This is a genomic window from Novilysobacter selenitireducens (genome assembly GCF_020026895.1).
GTDB classification, from domain to species: Bacteria; Pseudomonadota; Gammaproteobacteria; order Xanthomonadales; family Xanthomonadaceae; genus Lysobacter_C; species Lysobacter_C selenitireducens.
In genome coordinates, this window is the sequence record NZ_JAINZW010000001.1 from 564,666 (window position 1) to 580,727 (window position 16,062).

15 protein-coding genes are annotated in these 16,062 nt (G+C 69.9%); 6 read left to right on the forward strand and 9 right to left on the reverse strand.

The window, feature by feature from the left end:
- Both K6753_RS02530 and K6753_RS02535 read right to left on the reverse strand, forming a co-directional pair.
- The gene (locus K6753_RS02530) at nucleotides 1–828 is read right to left on the reverse strand and encodes an ABC transporter ATP-binding protein (protein ID WP_223674601.1); all 828 of its coding nucleotides are present in this window, start codon (nucleotides 826–828) and stop codon (nucleotides 1–3) included.
- A complete protein-coding gene (locus tag K6753_RS02535; RefSeq protein ID WP_223674602.1) occupies nucleotides 825–1,943 on the reverse strand; it encodes an ABC transporter permease in 1,119 nt (372 codons plus the stop codon). Before K6753_RS02535 ends, K6753_RS02530 begins: the two co-directional genes overlap by 4 nt.
- 120 nt (nucleotides 1,944–2,063) lie before the next feature.
- On the opposite strand from K6753_RS02535, the gene K6753_RS02540 reads away from it, so the two are divergent.
- A complete protein-coding gene (locus K6753_RS02540) occupies nucleotides 2,064–3,311 on the forward strand; it encodes a threonine/serine exporter family protein (RefSeq protein WP_223674603.1) in 1,248 nt (415 codons plus the stop codon).
- Nucleotides 3,312–3,399: 88 nt separating this feature from the next.
- Here K6753_RS02540 and K6753_RS02545 read toward each other — a convergent pair whose 3' ends face one another.
- The 3 genes from K6753_RS02545 to K6753_RS02555 all read right to left on the reverse strand — a co-directional run bounded on the left by K6753_RS02545 (nucleotide 3,400) and on the right by K6753_RS02555 (nucleotide 6,200).
- Nucleotides 3,400–3,765, reverse strand: a complete 366-nt coding sequence (locus tag K6753_RS02545) for an H-NS histone family protein (RefSeq protein ID WP_223674604.1) — start codon at nucleotides 3,763–3,765, stop codon at nucleotides 3,400–3,402.
- 172 nt (nucleotides 3,766–3,937) lie between these two features.
- Complete coding sequence (locus tag K6753_RS02550) at nucleotides 3,938–5,662, reverse strand: proline--tRNA ligase (RefSeq protein ID WP_223674605.1); 1,725 nt, start codon at nucleotides 5,660–5,662, stop codon at nucleotides 3,938–3,940.
- Nucleotides 5,663–5,777: 115 nt separating this feature from the next.
- A complete protein-coding gene (locus K6753_RS02555) occupies nucleotides 5,778–6,200 on the reverse strand; it encodes a DUF4124 domain-containing protein (protein ID WP_223674606.1) in 423 nt (140 codons plus the stop codon).
- Nucleotides 6,201–6,287: 87 nt separating this feature from the next.
- Between K6753_RS02555 and pssA the strand changes: the two genes are divergently transcribed.
- From pssA to rimI, 3 genes are read left to right on the forward strand one after another with little or no spacing between them, the layout of a single operon-like run.
- The gene (pssA, locus tag K6753_RS02560) at nucleotides 6,288–7,055 is read left to right on the forward strand and encodes a CDP-diacylglycerol--serine O-phosphatidyltransferase (protein WP_223674607.1); all 768 of its coding nucleotides are present in this window, start codon (nucleotides 6,288–6,290) and stop codon (nucleotides 7,053–7,055) included.
- The gene (locus tag K6753_RS02565) at nucleotides 7,052–7,510 is read left to right on the forward strand and encodes a hypothetical protein (protein WP_223674608.1); all 459 of its coding nucleotides are present in this window, start codon (nucleotides 7,052–7,054) and stop codon (nucleotides 7,508–7,510) included. Before pssA ends, K6753_RS02565 begins: the two co-directional genes overlap by 4 nt.
- Nucleotides 7,507–7,983: a ribosomal protein S18-alanine N-acetyltransferase gene (rimI, locus tag K6753_RS02570; RefSeq protein ID WP_223674609.1), complete on the forward strand. Its 477-nt coding sequence runs from the start codon at nucleotides 7,507–7,509 to the stop codon at nucleotides 7,981–7,983. Before K6753_RS02565 ends, rimI begins: the two co-directional genes overlap by 4 nt.
- A gap of 56 nt (nucleotides 7,984–8,039) precedes the next feature.
- Here the strand turns inward: rimI and K6753_RS02575 are convergent, their stop codons facing one another.
- The 3 genes from K6753_RS02575 to K6753_RS02585 form a co-directional block, all read right to left on the reverse strand.
- Nucleotides 8,040–10,838: a valine--tRNA ligase gene (locus K6753_RS02575; RefSeq protein ID WP_223674610.1), complete on the reverse strand. Its 2,799-nt coding sequence runs from the start codon at nucleotides 10,836–10,838 to the stop codon at nucleotides 8,040–8,042.
- A gap of 150 nt (nucleotides 10,839–10,988) precedes the next feature.
- A complete protein-coding gene (locus K6753_RS02580) occupies nucleotides 10,989–11,411 on the reverse strand; it encodes a DNA polymerase III subunit chi (RefSeq protein WP_223674611.1) in 423 nt (140 codons plus the stop codon).
- A 91-nt stretch (nucleotides 11,412–11,502) separates the two neighbouring features.
- Complete coding sequence (locus tag K6753_RS02585; RefSeq protein WP_223674612.1) at nucleotides 11,503–12,984, reverse strand: leucyl aminopeptidase; 1,482 nt, start codon at nucleotides 12,982–12,984, stop codon at nucleotides 11,503–11,505.
- 302 nt (nucleotides 12,985–13,286) lie between these two features.
- Here K6753_RS02585 and lptF point away from each other — a divergent pair, with 302 nt between their 5' ends.
- Nucleotides 13,287–14,375: an LPS export ABC transporter permease LptF gene (gene lptF / locus K6753_RS02590; RefSeq protein ID WP_223674613.1), complete on the forward strand. Its 1,089-nt coding sequence runs from the start codon at nucleotides 13,287–13,289 to the stop codon at nucleotides 14,373–14,375.
- A complete protein-coding gene (gene lptG / locus K6753_RS02595; protein ID WP_223674614.1) occupies nucleotides 14,372–15,472 on the forward strand; it encodes an LPS export ABC transporter permease LptG in 1,101 nt (366 codons plus the stop codon). Before lptF ends, lptG begins: the two co-directional genes overlap by 4 nt.
- A gap of 98 nt (nucleotides 15,473–15,570) precedes the next feature.
- Here lptG and K6753_RS02600 read toward each other — a convergent pair whose 3' ends face one another.
- On the reverse strand, nucleotides 15,571–16,038 hold the full coding sequence (locus tag K6753_RS02600) for an RDD family protein (RefSeq protein WP_223674615.1): 468 nt from the start codon (nucleotides 16,036–16,038) through the stop codon (nucleotides 15,571–15,573).
- Nucleotides 16,039–16,062 lie beyond the last annotated feature (24 nt).

The window sequence follows — 16,062 nt, forward strand, 5'->3', positions numbered from 1 at the left end:
TCAACCGCCCTGGGCCGCGTGGGCCCGTTGTGCCGCGCGCGCGCGCGGTCCGTGGAAATAGTCCTGCACCCACGGGTGGTCGACCTGTTCGATCTCCTCGCGTGGGGCGCATGCGATCACCTTTCGGTCGGCGATCACCGCGATGCGATCGCAGATAGCGTAAAGGGTGTCGAGGTCGTGTGTGATGAGGAACACGGTCAGGCCCAGCGCTTCCTGCAGCGTTCGGATCAGGCGGTCGAACGCGGCCGCGCCGATCGGGTCCAGCCCGGCCGTGGGTTCGTCCAGGAACAGCAGCGGGGGATCGAGCGCAAGCGCGCGCGCCAGGCCCGCGCGCTTGCGCATGCCGCCCGAAAGTTGCGAGGGCAGCTTGTCGAGCGCGTCCGCCGGCAGTCCGGCCAGCTTCACCTTCAACAGGGCCAGCTCGTAGCGCAGCGAATCGGGCAGCTCGGGGTGGTGCTCCTTGAGCGGCACCTGGACGTTCTCGCCCACGGTCAGCGAGGAAAACAGCGCGCCATCCTGGAACAGCACGCCGGTGCTGCGCTCAATCTGCCGGCGCAGTTCCGGGTCGTCGCTGCGCGCATCGATGCCGCGCACTTCGATCTCGCCCTCGTTGGGGACGCGCAGGCCCAGGATCGAGCGCATCAGCACCGATTTGCCGGTACCCGATCCGCCGACCACGCCGAGGATCTCCCCGGGCATCACGTCCAGGTCCAGCCCGTCGTGCACCACCTGCTCGCCGAAGCGGTTCACCAGCCCGCGCACGCGGACGATGGGTTCCTGCGACGGGTGCGCCCCGGCGATGCGCGCGCGGTCGGCGGCGTCGCTCACCAGCCCATCTCCATGAACCAGATCGCCGCGAACGCGTCGATGATTATCACCAGCGAGATCGCCTGCACCACGCTGGAGGTGGTGCGCTCGCCCACGGACTGCGCGGTGCCCTCGACCTGCAGGCCCTCCAGGCAGCCGATCAGCGCGATCACCATCGCGAACACGGGCGCCTTGACCAGGCCGACCAGGAAGTGGCGCAGCTCCATCGTGTCCTGCATCCGGGCCAGGTAGGCCTCCGGCGGAATGTCCAGGCCGTAGGCGCCCACCGTCAGGCCGCCGAGCAGGCCGGCGATCATCGCCACGAACGTCAGCAGCGGCAGCATCACCAGCAGCGCCAGCACGCGCGGGATCACCAACAGGTCGATCGGGTCCAGGCCCAGGGTGCGGATCGCGTCGACCTCCTCGCGGCTGACCATCGCGCCGATCTGCGCGGTAAAGGCGCTGGCGGTGCGGCCGGCGAGCAGGATCGCGGTCAGCAGCACGCCGAACTCGCGCAGGAACGCGATGCTGACCAGTTCGACCACGAAGATGACGGCGCCGAAATCCTTGAGGATGGTCGAGCCCAGGAAGGCGATGACCGCGCCGACGAGGTAGCACAGCAGCGCCACCAGCGGCACCGCGTCCAGGCCGACCTGCTCCATGTGGTGGACGGTGGCGGTGGCGCGGAAGCGACGCGGATCGCGCACCATGCGCAGCAGCTTGAGAAGCACTTCTCCGAAGAAGGCGACCAGCGCCAGCACTTCCTTCCAGTTGTCCGTGACGGCAAAGCCCAGGCGGGCCAGCGCGGCGGCCACGCCGTACTCGCGCTTGCGCTTGGGGCGGTCATCGGCGACATCCTCGATGGCGGCCACCAGCGCGCGGTGGCGCTCATCGAACGTGAAGCCCTCGAACGGCAGCTCGCGGCGGCGTGCGAACCGGATCAGCTGCAGCACGCCGAGCGAGTCGATCCGGTCGACGCCACGGACGTCCAGGGCGCGCACCGATTCGGGCAGGTTGGTCAGTGCCTGGCTGATCGCGGTGGCATGGCGCAACGTCCAGCGGCCGGACAGGCGCGCGGCGTCCGGCGTGTCGCCCTCGTGGCTGGCGGTCGGGGTGTGCGCGGGGGGTGCGGTCATGGGTCCGGGCGAGGATACACAGGGGCGCGTGCGGGGCGTGAGGGGCGTTGCAGGCGGTCCTTGTGATTCGAGCGACTGCCGCATGACAACCGGCCACATCGTCGTGCCATGCTTCCGCGCATGACGCCCGCCCCCCTGAGCAACGCGACCTACGCCGCGCGCATCCATTTCGTGATCGAGCTGGCCGAGCGGCTGCACGCCTACGGCACGACGTCGCAGCGCCTCGAGGCGGCAATCACTTCCGTGGCGCACAAGCTCAAGCTCGAGTGCGAACCCTGGTCCAATCCCACCGGGATGATCCTGACCTTCAGCGACCCGCAGCGTCCGCCCGGCGAGAGCGACACCACCCGCGTGATCCGCCTGCCGCCCGGCGAGAACGACCTGCACCGGCTGGGCGAGACCGACCGCATCGCCGAGGCGGTGCTGGCGGGTGAGCTCAACCTGGCCGAAGCGCACTCGGCGATGCAGGCACTGGACCGGCCGCCGACCAGGACCGCGCGGTCGCTGCAGGTGCTGGGCTTCGTGCTGGCGGCGTCGGGCGTCGCGGGCCTGCTGCGCTTGCCGTGGCTCGACATCGGGGTGGCCGCGGTCAACGGCCTGCTCATCGGCCTGCTGGTGCTGCTTGCGGACTCGCGGCCGCGGCTGAAGGAAGGCGTGGACGCGATTGCCGGCGTGGTCGCGGCGGCCGTGACCGTGCTGGTGGCCAGTTTCGTGGCGCCACTCAACCAGAACACCGTGATCATCGCCTCGCTGATCGTGCTGCTGCCCGGACTGGCACTCACCAATGCGATGAGCGAGCTGACCAGCCAGCACCTGGTGTCGGGCACTGCGCGGTTTGCCGGTGCGGTGACGACGGTGATGAAACTGACCGTCGGCACCGTGATCGCGCTGTACGTGGCATCGCTGGTGGGTTTGGAGCCTGCGGTGCGCGCGCTGCGGCCGCAGCCCGACTGGGTGGAATGGGGCGCGCTGGTGGTGGCGGCGTTCGCGTTCGCGGTGCTGTTCCGTGGCGACCGACGGGATTATCCGAAGGTGATGGCCGCGGCCGCGGGGGGCTACCTGATTTCAAGGTACGCGGGCATCGCGTTCGGCAGTCCCGCCGGGGTATTCCTCGCGGCGCTCGCCATCACCGTCGCGGGCAACGCCTATGCGCGCTGGTGGATGCGGCCCGGCGCGATCATCCGCGTGCCCGGCATCATCATGCTGGTCCCCGGCAGCACCAGCCTGCGCGGCCTGCTGACCCTGATCCAGCAGCAGGACGTGAATGCGGGGCAGGAGGCGATGCTGGCGGTCGTGAATATCCTGCTGGCGCTGGTGGCGGGCCTGCTGTTCGGCAACCTGTTGCTTCCGGCGCGCCGGAATCTCTAACTCCGTCCCGTGGGGGAGATGCGGGCCAGAAAAATGGAAAACGCCGGCGCTGGGCCGGCGTTTTCTCTTCCTGACCGCAGCAGGCGGTTTACTTAATTGCGAACTCGTCCACCGTGCGCCCGGCGCTGGTGTAGGCCGCCAGCCAGCGCGGCTGCTTGCCACGCCCGGTCCAGGTTTCCGACGGGTTGGCCGGGTTGCGGTACTTCGGCGCCACCTTGCCCAGCGGCTTGCGGGCCTTCTTGGCCTTGCCGGCCGCCGCCGGCGCGCGCGGGGTGGAGGTGCCGCTGCCGAACAGCTCGGCCAAGGTGTAGCCCTCGGCCTTGGCCTGCGCGGCCAGCTTCTTCTTCACGACGGACACCGGCTTGCGCTTGGCCAGGGTGGTCTTGCGCTTCTTGGCCTTGCTGATCAGGGACTCGAGTTCCTTGGCCGACAGCGAATTGACGTCGATCGACATGAATATCTCCGGATAGGGGGTGCGGGAGGAAAAAACCGTCCCTGGTGCCGGGCGCCATCATACGGCTCCGCTACGCCCGGCGTAAATGCATGGGCGTAATGGCATGGTTTTATCGCCGGCGCGGCCGCGATAATCCCAGGGTGGTGCCGGGACTAAATCCCGGCATCGGCCATCAACCGGCGAGCCGGGCGTCAATACGTCCGAAGAGGGCGGTCCGGTCGAGGTTTTCGGATTCGGCAGCATCGCGGCGGCGATATTCGAACGTGCCGGCCTCCAGCCCGCGTCCCGACACCACCACCCGGTGCGGGATGCCGATCAGCTCGATATCGGCAAACATCGCCCCCGGCCGCAGGCCGCGGTCATCCAGGGCGGTTTCGACGCCGGCCGCATTCAGGTCGCGGTACAGCGCCTCGGCGGCCTCGGTCACGGCGGGATCGTTCTTCGGGTTGATCACGCAGACCACGGCCTGCCAGGGGGCCATCGCCGACGGCCAGCGGATGCCGGCGTCGTCGTGGTTCTGCTCGATGGCCGCCGCGACGATGCGTGAGACGCCGATGCCGTAGCAGCCCATGGCCGGCACGGCGGCCTTGCCGGTCTCGTCCAGCACCGTGCACTTCATCGCCTCGGCGTACTTGCGGCCCAGCTGGAACACGTGCCCGACCTCGATGCCCCGCGCGATGCCCAGCGTGCCGCCGCCATCGGGCGAGGCATCCCCGGCCACGACGTTGCGGATATCGGCCACGACGTCCGGCTCGGGCAGGTCACGGCCCCAGTTCACGCCGGCCAGGTGCTGGCCGGGCACGTTGGCGCCGATCACGAAGTCGCCCATCGCGGCCACGCTGCGGTCGGCCACCACGCGGATGGGACGCTTCGGATTGACCGGGCCCAGGAAGCCGGGCTGGCTGCCGAGGTGGCCTGCGATCTCGGTTTCGGTCGCCAGACGGTAGTCGGCCAGACCCGGAACCTTGGAAAGCTTGATTTCGTTGACGGCGTGGTCGCCGCGCACCAGCGCCAGCACGAACTGCGGCGCGCCCGGTTCGTGCTGGCCCATCAGGGCGATGGACTTCACCGTGCGCGCCAGGTCGACGCCCATCAGCGCGGCGACGTCCTCGCAGGTCTTCTGCGTGGGCGTGTCGACCGTGCGCATGGCTTCGGTGGCGGCCGGGCGTTCGCCCGGTGCCAGCGCTTCGGCCAGCTCGACATTGGCGGCGTAGTTCGAGCCCTCGCAGAACGCGATCGCGTCCTCACCCGAGTCGGCCAGTACGTGGAACTCGTGGGAGGCCGAGCCGCCGATCGCGCCGGTATCGGCGAACACCGCGCGGAACCCGAGCCCCAGCCGCGTGAAGATGCGGCCGTAGGCGTCGTACATCACCCGGTACTGGCGATCGAGGTCCTCGTCGCTCAAGTGGAAGGAGTAGGCGTCCTTCATCAGGAACTCGCGCGCGCGCATCACGCCGAAGCGCGGGCGGATCTCGTCGCGGAACTTGGTCTGGATCTGGTACCAGGTGACCGGCAGCTGCTTGTAGCTGGACAGCTCGTTGCGTGCGAAGTCGGTGATGACTTCCTCGTGGGTCGGGCCGAAGCAGTACCAGGCCTCCTTGCGGTCCTGGATCTTCAGCAACTGGCCACCGAACTTCTCCCAGCGTCCGGTCTCCTCCCACAACTCGCGCGGCTGCACCGCCGGCATCAGCAGCTCGATGGCGCCGGCGGCGTCCATCTCCTCGCGCACGACGCGCTCGACCTTGCGCAGCACCCGCAGGCCCAGCGGGCTCCACGTGTACAGGCCGGCGGCAAGCTTGCGGATCATGCCCGCCTTGAGCATCAGCTTGTGGCTGATGACCTCGGCGTCGGCGGGGGTTTCCTTGCTGGTATGGAGGTGGAACTGCGACAGGCGCATCGGCGGCGTTCAGGCGGGTGGGCCGCGCATTCTGCCACGCCCGACCAGCGTCACCGCCCGCCGGCGCGTGGGATCGTCGACTCCCGGTTGTCCCGCCACTCGCGCGACGGAAGGCTCAGGACGCCGCGTTCTCGCCGCAGTTGGCGCGGATGGACGCTTCGGCCAGCGCGCGCTGGTCCGCCCGTTGCTGCGCATCCATGGTGCTGTCGGGCGTGCCGTCGCCATCGCTGTCAACGCCGACCGGGCCGTCGCCGGCGAGCGTTTCGAGATTGGATCGGGCGATGGTGCACTGGCTGTTCTCGGCCGGCTTTTCGGCCGCGGCCTCGCCCGCGGCCGGCATGCCCGGCCGGTGCCGGATTTCGCGGCTCTCATAGTTGCTGCCGGCCGGCGGCGCATCGGAGTAGTGGGTCACGCCCTGGGCGTCCTTCCACTTGTAGACCTCGCCGGCCAGGGCGGGGGCGGCGACCAGGGCCACCAGCAGGCCGGCCCCCAGCAGCGGGGTGGCGCGGACAGCGGAAAGGCGGGCGGGACGGGCCATGCTCAGCTCCAGGCGGGGTCGCGGGCAGTACAGGGACGCCGATTGCAGCACCGCGGCGGGCTGCAGGCAAGCGCTACACTTGAAAACATGGACCCATCGCACACGCCACGGCCCCGCGGCCGGGGCATCTACCTGCTCCCCAACCTGTTCACCACCGGCGGCCTGTTCGCCGGCTTCTACGCGATCATCGCCGCCACGCAGGGCCGGTTCGACGACGCCTGCATCGCGGTGTTCGTCGCGGCGATCCTTGATGGCGTGGACGGGCGGGTGGCGCGCCTGACCAATACCCAGAGTGAATTCGGCGTGCAGTACGACTCGCTCGCCGACCTGATCAGCTTCGGCCTGGCCCCGGCGCTGGTCATGTACCACTGGGCGCTGTCGTTCACCGCGGCCGACGGGCCCACCGCGGGCAAGGTCGGCTGGGTGGCGGCATTCCTCTACGCGGCATGTGCGGCGCTGCGGCTGGCGCGGTTCAACTCGCAGGTGGCGCAGGTCGACAAGCGCTGGTTCGTCGGGCTGGCCAGTCCGGCGGCGGCGGGTCTGGTCGCCAGCTTCGTGTGGCTCTGCCACGCGCTGGGGTACCTGGGGGAAGACCTGCGCTACGTGGCGCTGGGCGTCACGGTGACGGCCGCGCTGCTGATGGTCAGCCGCGTGCGCTACTCCAGTTTCAAGGGCGGGGCGCGGCACGACCGGGTGCCGTTCCCGGCGATCCTGGCCGCGCTGGTGGTGCTGGTGGCGGTCGCCATCGACCCGCCGGCGGTGCTGCTGCTGGCCTGCGCCACGTATGCGGCCAGCGGGCCGGTGGCCTGGCTGGTCCGCAAGGCGCGGCGCGAGCCGGCGGAGCCGGTCGCATGAGCCTGCCGTGGACCGCCGAGCAGTGCGAGTGGCTGCGTGCCATGGGGCATGCCGTGTTCATGGCGGGCGCGCCTCGCGTGTCGTTGGCCGATGAGGCGCACGATGAGGCCCCGATGCACGCGCCGCCGGCGCTGAGGTCCGAACCCCCTGCGGTGGCCGGACCCGCTCCAGCCGGTATTCGCCCAGCCGTGGAGGCGAAACGCCCGCCGCTTCAGCCACCCATCGTTCCGACGCAAGAGGCGCGGGCGGCCCCATCCCCGGTCACCGCTCCATCGGCCGGCCTGCGCACCCTGCACCGCGCACTGCTGCGCGCCGCCGGGCAGCGCACCGCCCGCGCCGCCGAGGCCGTCCTGCAGGAGCTGGGCGTGGATACCGCTGCGGTCCAGGGCGATGCGGTGGCCAAGCGCGCGCTGTGGGTGCGGTTGCGGGCACGCCGCCGGCAGGGCCGGCAATGAGCGCCCTGGCCAGCGACACGGTGCTCACCGCGCCGCTGTTGCGGCCGATGCGTGAATCCGACCTCGACGCGGTGCATGCGATCGAGATCCGTGCCTATCCGTTCCCGTGGACGCTGGGCATCTTCCGCGACTGCCTGCGTGCCGATTACCCGGCCTGGGTCCTGCACGAGGACGGCCGCATCCTGGGCTACTTCCTGATGAGCATCGCCGCGGGCGAGGCGCACGTGCTCAACGTGTGCGTCGCGCCGGAAGCCCAGGGGCGCGGACTGGGCCGCAAGCTGGTGCGCGCGTTCCTGCACCTGGCGCGCGGGCGCGCCGTGCAGCGGGTATTCCTTGAGGTGCGACCGTCCAACCGCGGCGCCATCGGGCTGTACCACGAGGAAGGCTTCAACGAGATCGGGCGCCGGCCGCGCTACTACCCCGCGCGCGATGGCCGCGAGGACGCGATCGTGATGGCGATCGAACTGGTGTGACGTGACCGGACGCGGGATCGCACAGACCGTGCGACCCGGGTCTCAGGCCCACAGCCTCAGCCCAGCTTGGCGCGCTGCGCCGCCAACGCCTCGAGTTGCGTCGTCCAGTCGGCCAGGCGCTTGCGCTCCTGCTCCACCACCGCCGGCGGGGCGTTGCTGACGAAGGTATCGCTGGCCAGCTTGCCGCGGCACTTGCCGATCTCGGACTCGACCTTCTTCAGCTCCTTGTCCAGGCGCGTGCGCTCGGCGTCGAGGTCGACCAGGCCCTCCAGCGGCACCAGCAGGCGCAGGTCGCCGACCACCGCGGCTGCCGATGCCGGCGCGGTGCCGGCGTCGTCCAGCCACTCGATGCGCTCGAGCCTGTTGAGGAAGCGCAGCGAGCCGGCGAAGCGGTCCGTACGCGCGTGGTCTGACGCGTCGCCGCCGGCCAGCAGCAGCGTGACTTGGCGCGCCGGCGGCACGTTGAGCTCGCTGCGGATGCGGCGCAGCGCGGTGACCATGGCCTTCAGCCACTCCACGTCGTCGCTTGCCGAGCCGAAGCCGGACACGTCGATGTCGCCGGCCTCCGGGTAAGCCCGCAGCATGATGGTGTCGCCGTCGATGCCCAGGCGCGGTGCCACCTGCTGCCACAGCTCCTCGGTCACGAACGGCACCAGCGGGTGCAGCAGGGCGAGCAGGCGCTCCAGCACGTGCAGCAGGGTGTGGCGGGTGCTGGCCGCGGCCTCGGCGTCATCGCCGTTGAGCGCGGGTTTGGCCAGCTCGACGAACCAGTCGCAGAAGTCGTTCCACGCAAACTCGTACAGCGCCTGGCTGAGCAGGTCGAAGCGGTAGTCGGCGAAGTGCTTCGCGGCCTCGGCGGCGGTGGCGTCCAAGCGCGCGAGGATCCAGCGCTCGGCGTCGGTGCGCGGCTGGGGCACGCCTTGGAACACGGCGCCCTCGGTGTTCATCAGCACGAAGCGCGTGGCGTTCCACAGCTTGTTGCAGAAGTTCTTGTAGCCCTCCGCACGCCCGAGGTCGAAGCGGATGTCGCGCCCGTGTCCGGCCAGCGCGGCGATGGTGAAACGCAGCGCGTCGGCACCGAACGCCGGGATGCCGTCCGGGAACTCCTTGCGCGTGGCCTTGGCGATCTTCTCGGCCATCTTCGGCTGCATCAGGCCGGTGGTGCGCTTGGCCAGCAGGTCGTCCAGGCTGATGCCGTCGATCAGGTCCAGCGGGTCGAGGATGTTGCCCTTGGACTTGGACATCTTCTGGCCGTGCGCGTCGCGCACCAGCCCGGTGATGTAGACGTCCTTGAACGGCACCCGGCCGGTGAAGTGGTCGGTCGCCATGATCATCCGCGCGACCCAGAAGAAGATGATGTCGAAGCCGGTGACCAGCACCGACGACGGCACGAAGCGGTCGAAGCCGCGCTCGGCCATCAGCTTTTCGTTGGGCCAGCCCTGCGTGGAGAACGGCCACAGCGCCGAGGAGAACCACGTCTCCAGCACGTCGCTGTCCTGCGTCAACGCGACATCGCTGCCGAGCGAGTGCTTGGCGCGGACCTCGGCTTCGTCGCGGCCGACATAGATGCGGCCGGCGTCGTCGTACCACGCCGGGATGCGGTGGCCCCACCAGAGCTGGCGGCTGATGCACCAGTCCTGGATGTTCTCCATCCAGTGGCGGTAGGTGTTGACCCAGTTGCCGGGCACCAGCCGGATCTCGCCCGGCTTTCCATCGGCACCGTCCACTAGCTCGAGACCGCGTGCGCCCAGCCCGTCCATCTTCACGAACCACTGGTCGGTGAGGTACGGCTCGATCACCTGGCCGGTGCGGTCGCCGCGCGGGACCTGCAGCTTGTGCGGCTTGGTCTCGACCAGCAGGCCGGCGTCCTCGAGCTCGGCCACCACCGCGTCGCGCGCGGCGAAGCGGTCCAGCCCGCGGAAACGCTCGGGCACGGCGTCGTTGGTTGCCGCTTCCGGGGTGAAGATGTTGATCAGTGGCAGGCCATGGCGCTGGCCCACCTGGTAGTCGTTGAAATCGTGCGCCGGCGTCACCTTGACCACGCCGGTGCCGAACTCGCGGTCCACGTACGCATCGGCGATGACCGGGATCTCGCGGCCGGTCAACGGCAACGTGACGGTCTTGCCGATGAGGTGCGCGTAGCGCTCGTCCTCGGGATGCACCATCACCGCGGTGTCGCCGAGCATGGTTTCCGGGCGCGTCGTGGCCACGACCAGCGTTCCGCTGCCATCGGTCAGCGGGTAGGCGATCGACCACAGCGAGCCGTCCTCCTCCTCGTTGACCACCTCGAGGTCGGAGATCGCCGTCTTCAGCACCGGGTCCCAGTTGACCAGCCGCTGGCCGCGGTAGATCAACCCGTCCTCGTGCATGCGCACGAACGCCTCGACCACCGCCTCGGCGGCCATCGGGTCCATGGTGAACACGCTGCGCGACCAGTCGCCGGACGTGCCGAGCCGGCGCATCTGGCGTTCGATGGTGTCACCGGACTGTTGCTTCCACTCCCAGACCTTGTTGATGAAGCCCTCGCGGCCCAGCGAGTCGCGGGTCTCGCCCTTGCCTTCCAGCGCCAGGTTGCGCGAGACCACCATTTCGGTTGCGATGCCGGCGTGGTCGGTGCCCATCTGCCACAGCGTGTCGAAGCCGCGCATGCGGTGGTACCGCACCAGTGCGTCCTGCAGCGTGTGCTGGAACGCGTGGCCCATGTGCAGGGTGCCGGTGACGTTGGGCGGCGGCAGCAGGATCGAGTACGGCTCGCCCTCGCCGCGCGGCTTGAACGCACCGCTGGCCTCCCATTGCTGGTACAGGCGCGCTTCGAACTGGGTCGGGTCGTAGCTGGGGGACAGCGAAGTCGTCATCTCGATTGCTCTGGCTCGTCATCCCCGCGAAGGCGGGGATCCAGTGTCTTGGAGTCATGCGTCGCCCGGATCGCGACGGGCGGAAACCGTAGCCCGGGTAAGCGCAGCGCACCCGGGGCGCGGGTCCCGGGTGCGCTGCGCTTACCCGGGCTACATATCGTGCTTTTCAACGTCCAGGCCGCGGGCCTGGTACTGCTTCCAGCGCTCGCGCAACGGGCCGCGGGCGGATTCGTCTGCCGGCACGACTTCAAGCACCCGCTCGAACGCACCGTCCACCGGCTCGTCGCGCAGGTTGATCACCAGCGGGCGCATCGGTGCGTCGTGTTCGGGCGCGGCGATCAGCACCGCGGCCTCTTCTTCGTCCGCATCCTCGCCGGCGATCTGGTGCGGGATGAAGGCATCCGGGTCGAACGACCACAGCAGGTCGTCGAGCTGCTCGGCCTGCGCCACGTCGCGCGCCAGCAGCAGCACCGGCTGGCCCGCGTCGCAGGCCTTGCGCGCCAGTTCGCACACCAGCAGCAACGGCTGCTCGCGGAAGCGCGGTTTGGCGATCAGGTAGAAGTCGGCGCGCATGGCGTTGGAGGCGAGGAGTAGGGGGCAGGGATCGGGGGCGGGGCGTCAGGAGAAAAGGCCTCGGCCCTGCACCCCACTCCCCAACCGTCTCTTACTTGCCCGCCCGATCGATCAGCCACTGGCTGAGCAGGCCGACCGGACGGCCGGTGGCCATGCCGCGCTTGCCTTCATCCGATGCCGAGCCGGCGATGTCTAGGTGCGCCCAGCGCTGGCCTTCGGTGAAGCGCGACAGGAAGCAGCCGGCGGTGATGGCGCCGGCCCAGCGGCCGCCGATGTTGTAGACGTCGGCGTAGCTGGAATCCAGCATCGGCTGGTACTCGTCCCACAGCGGCAGGCGCCAGGCGCGGTCGAACACATGCTCGCCGGCATTGGTCAGCTCGGTGGCCAGGTCATCGTGCTTGGTCATCAGGCCCGAGGCGTACTTGCCCAGGGCGACCATGCAGGCGCCGGTCAGCGTGGCGACGTCCACCAGTGCCTCGGGCTTGAACTTCTGGGCCCAGGTCAGCGCGTCGCACAGGATCAGCCGGCCCTCGGCGTCGGTGTTGCCGACCTCGATGGTGATGCCGGCCATGCTGGTCAGCACGTCGGAGGGGCGGTAGGCGTCGGCGTCGGGCATGTTCTCCACCGCCGGCACCACCACCACCAGGTTGACCGGCAGCTTCATGCCGACCGCGGACACGAAGGTGCCCATCACGGTGGCCGCGCCGCACATGTCGAACTTCATCTCCTCGATGCCGCCCTGCACCTTGAGGTTGATGCCGCCGGTGTCGAAGGTGATGCCCTTGCCGACCAGCACGTACGGCTTGGCATCGCCGGCGCCGGTGTACTTCATGGCGATCAGCTTGGGGGTGTTGGCCGAGCCGCGGCCCACGGCCAGCAGCGCGCCCATGCCGAGCTTCTCCATCTCGGCCACGTCCAGCACCTCGCACGAGGTGGTGTCGAAGCGGCCGCAGAACTCCTGCGCCTGCGCGGCCAGGTACGACGGGTTGCAGACGTTGGGCGGCAGGTGGCCGAGCTCGCGCGCGAACTGCACGCCGGCGGCGATGGCCTGGCCCTGGGCCAGCGCGGTTTCGTCGTCGCCCTGCAGGGTCAGCGTGCGCAGGCCCGGCTCGACCTTGGTGCGCGACTTCTCGCCCAGCGTGGCGGTGTACTGGTAGCAGGCGTGGTCGGCGGCGATCGCGGCCTGGCGGATCGCCCAGGCGCTGTCGCGGCCTTCCACGGCAATGGCCGGCAGGGTCAGCAGCGCATGCGCGGCAGGGCCGGCCTTCAGTGCGCGGGCGGCATCGCCCACGGCCTTGAGGTATTGCGGCACGCCGAACTTGGCCTGCTCGCCCAGGCCCACCACCAGCACGCGCGGCGCGGTGACGCCCGGCACGTCGTGCAGCAGGGCGGTCTTGCCCGACTTGCCGCTGACATCGCCGCGGGCGGCCAATGCGGCCAGGCGACCATTGCTGGCAGCGTCCAGTGCCTTGGCGGCTTCGGTGAGACCGCCGTCGGCGAAGGCGCCGACGACCACGCAGTCGCAATCAAAGGCGGCGGGGGCGGAGGAGTTCAGCTTGAATTCGAGGGCCATGAAGCGGTTCCGGGAAGCGAAAGACGAAAGAGTGCCGGCGTTGGGCATCGAGGCCATGCCGGCCGGGACGGCGGTCGTCGGCGCGGCCACGAGGGGCGGCGCGGACCGGCATCCAGCGAACCTGCAAGTCTAAAGCATGGTCCCCGGGGTGTCCGTCGGGCGCGCCGCCGCCGCGCAGGCGCCGGCGCCACGCCAGGGTCAGAGGCCGCTCATGCACATTCAGTACACTGCGCCGTCCCGTACCGTGCGCTGCGCTCCAGGCCCCGCCACGGCGCCGCTCCAGCCCCTGCCTGCCTCCCCCGATGCCGAAGCTCGATCGCTACCTGCTGAGCGAATTCGCCCAGTCCACGTTCGCCACGATCGTGGTGCTGCTGATCGTGTGCGTGGGCGGGGCCTTTACCGACGTGCTCAGCGATATCGCCCGGGGCCGGGTGCCGGCCGGGATGATGCTGGCCCAGCTGGGCCTGGTCCTGCTCAACTGGCTGCCGCTGATCCTGCCGCTGGGCCTGATGCTGGGCCTGATGCTGGCGATGAGCCGCCTGTACCGGGATTCGGAAATGCCGGTGATCGCCTCGATCGGCGTGGGGCCGCGGCGCCTGCTGCGCCCGCTGATGCTGCTGACGGTCCCGATGGCCCTGGTGATCGCGGCGTGCTCGCTGTGGCTGGGGCCGATGGCCGAGCGCATCTCGCGCGAGATGATCGCCGAGGCCAACCGCAACCTGATCGTGGCCGGCCTGCAGCCGGGCAGCTTCACGGAGATCCCCGGCGGCGGCGGGGTGGTCTTCATCGGCAACATGTCCAACGACGGCAGCCGCTTCCAGCGCGTGTTCGTGTACCGGCAGGACGGCGACCGAATGGACGTCACCACGTCCAACGACGGCGAGATCGCGCTGGGCGAGGACGGGCAGCGCTACCTCGTGCTCAACGAAGGGTTCCAGGTGGAAGGGCCGCTCGATTCGGGTGCACTGGACTGGCGGCTGATGCGCTATGCCAGCAACGAGATCCTGATGCCGGTGGGCGAGGGCAACGTCGACCCCAACCACCCCGAGATCCTCTCCACGCCCGCATTGCTTGGCGACGAGCGCCCCGAGGCGCAGGCGCAGCTGCACCGTCGCATCGCACCGCCGCTGCTGGCGCTGGCGTTCGCGCTGATGGCGATCCCGCTGGCGCGCAGCACGCCGCGCCAGGCGCGCTACGGCCCGATGGTCATGGGGTTCCTGACCTACCTGATCGGCATGAACCTGATGCTGATGGGCACCGGCTGGCTGGAGGAAGGGCGCCTGCCGGCGGCGGCCGGGCTCTGGTGGCTGGTGGTGCCGCTGCTGGCCCTGGGTATCTGGCAGTTCGCCGGTGACGGGCGCATGGGTCGCCTGCGGCGGGTGCTTTCATGATGCCGTTCCCCAAGATCCACGACCTGTACGTCGGCCGCACGGTGCTGGGCACGCTACTGCTCACGTGGGGCGTGCTGCTGGGCCTGGACGCGATGCTGGCGCTGGTGTCGGAGCTGGGCGATGTCGGCCAGGGCCGGTACGGCGTGGTCGATGCGCTGACCTACGTGGCCTACACGGTGCCGCGCCGCGCGCACTATCTGTTTCCGTATGCGGCGGTGATCAGCGCGCTGATGGCGCTGGGGCAGTTGGCGGCCACCTCCGAGCTCACCGCGCTGCGCGCGGTCGGGCTTTCGCGGCGTCGGCTGGGCGTGACGGTGGTCGGCGCAATCGCGGTGGTGACCGCGCTGATGGTGGTCAACGGCGAGACGCTCGGGCCCTGGGGCCAGCGCCAGGCCGATGCGCTCAAGGCGTCGTCGCGGTCCAACGACATGATCGTGGCGCGCTATTCGGGTGTCTGGGCGCGCGAGGGCAACACCATCCTCAACGCACAGGGCGGCGAGGAGCGCGACGACGGCGAAGACCGCTGGCTGGAGCTGCAGGACGTGCGCCTGTACGAGTTCGCACCCGACGGCCGGCTGGAGTCGCTGGCGCTGGCGCGCATCGCCGAGCACCGGCCGGGCGGCTGGCTGCTGCGCAACGTCACCCGCACCTATTTCGATGCGCGCTCGGTCAGCCAGACCGAGGTGCAGGAGGAGCGCTGGGATTCACAGCTCGATGCCACTGCGTTAAGCGCCGACATCGACCGGCCACGCTACCTGTCGGCGTCCCAGCTGCGCGCCGCCGCGGCCTACCGCGAGCGCAACCAGCTCGATGCCAGCGAGTTCCAGGAGCACTACTGGGGCCGGTGGTTCTATCCCGTCAACGTGCTGGCGCTGTGCCTGGCGGCGATCCCGTTCGCGTTCGGCACGCTGCGCAGCGGCGGCATGGGCCGCCGGTTGTTCATCGGCATCGTGTTCTCGCTGGGGTTCTGGCTGCTGCAGACGCAGTTCGTGCAGCTCGCCAGCGTCTACAAGTTCGACTACCGCGTTGCCTATGCGCTGCCGACGGCGATCATGCTGGCGGTGTCGGCGTTTCTGTTCCGGCGGCGTTCGGGCTGACACTGCGTCGCAGCACGAGGTGGGGAGCCAAGCGGGGTTGATGCACAGGTACCCGCCGCGTGCCGCTGGCCCGGTCGTACCGCGCAAGGTCCCGGGGACTACCCGCGCGCGGGTTTTTCCGTCCGCACCAATCGAGTCCCACTGGCCCGGTCGTGCCACGTAAGCCGATCACGGTCGACCCACGCCCACCAGAACCCCAGTCCCGCCAGCAACAGCGACACCGTGCCGACCGCATAGCGGATGGAGAGCGCGCGCCACGACGCGGTGCCGCCATCGCGTGCTTCCACCTTCAGCCGCCACGGCCGCATGCCGAGCGTCTGCCCGCCGCGGCGCCAGCTGGCGATGGCGTACGCGCCGGTCACGGCCCACAGCGCGACCAGCTCCAGCCACCCGGCCAGGGTGTCGGCGCGCACCGGCTCGCCGCCATGCAACTGCAGGCTGACCGCGCCCACCACGAACCACAGCGCCAGTGCCGGGAACAGGTCGTACAGCAGCGCCAGCAGGCGCCAGCCGATGTGCGATGAGGGGCGGGGCGCAGGCGCGCGCAGCGGGTCGTCGGAAGCCATCGCAACAGGATAGTCGCTAAGCTC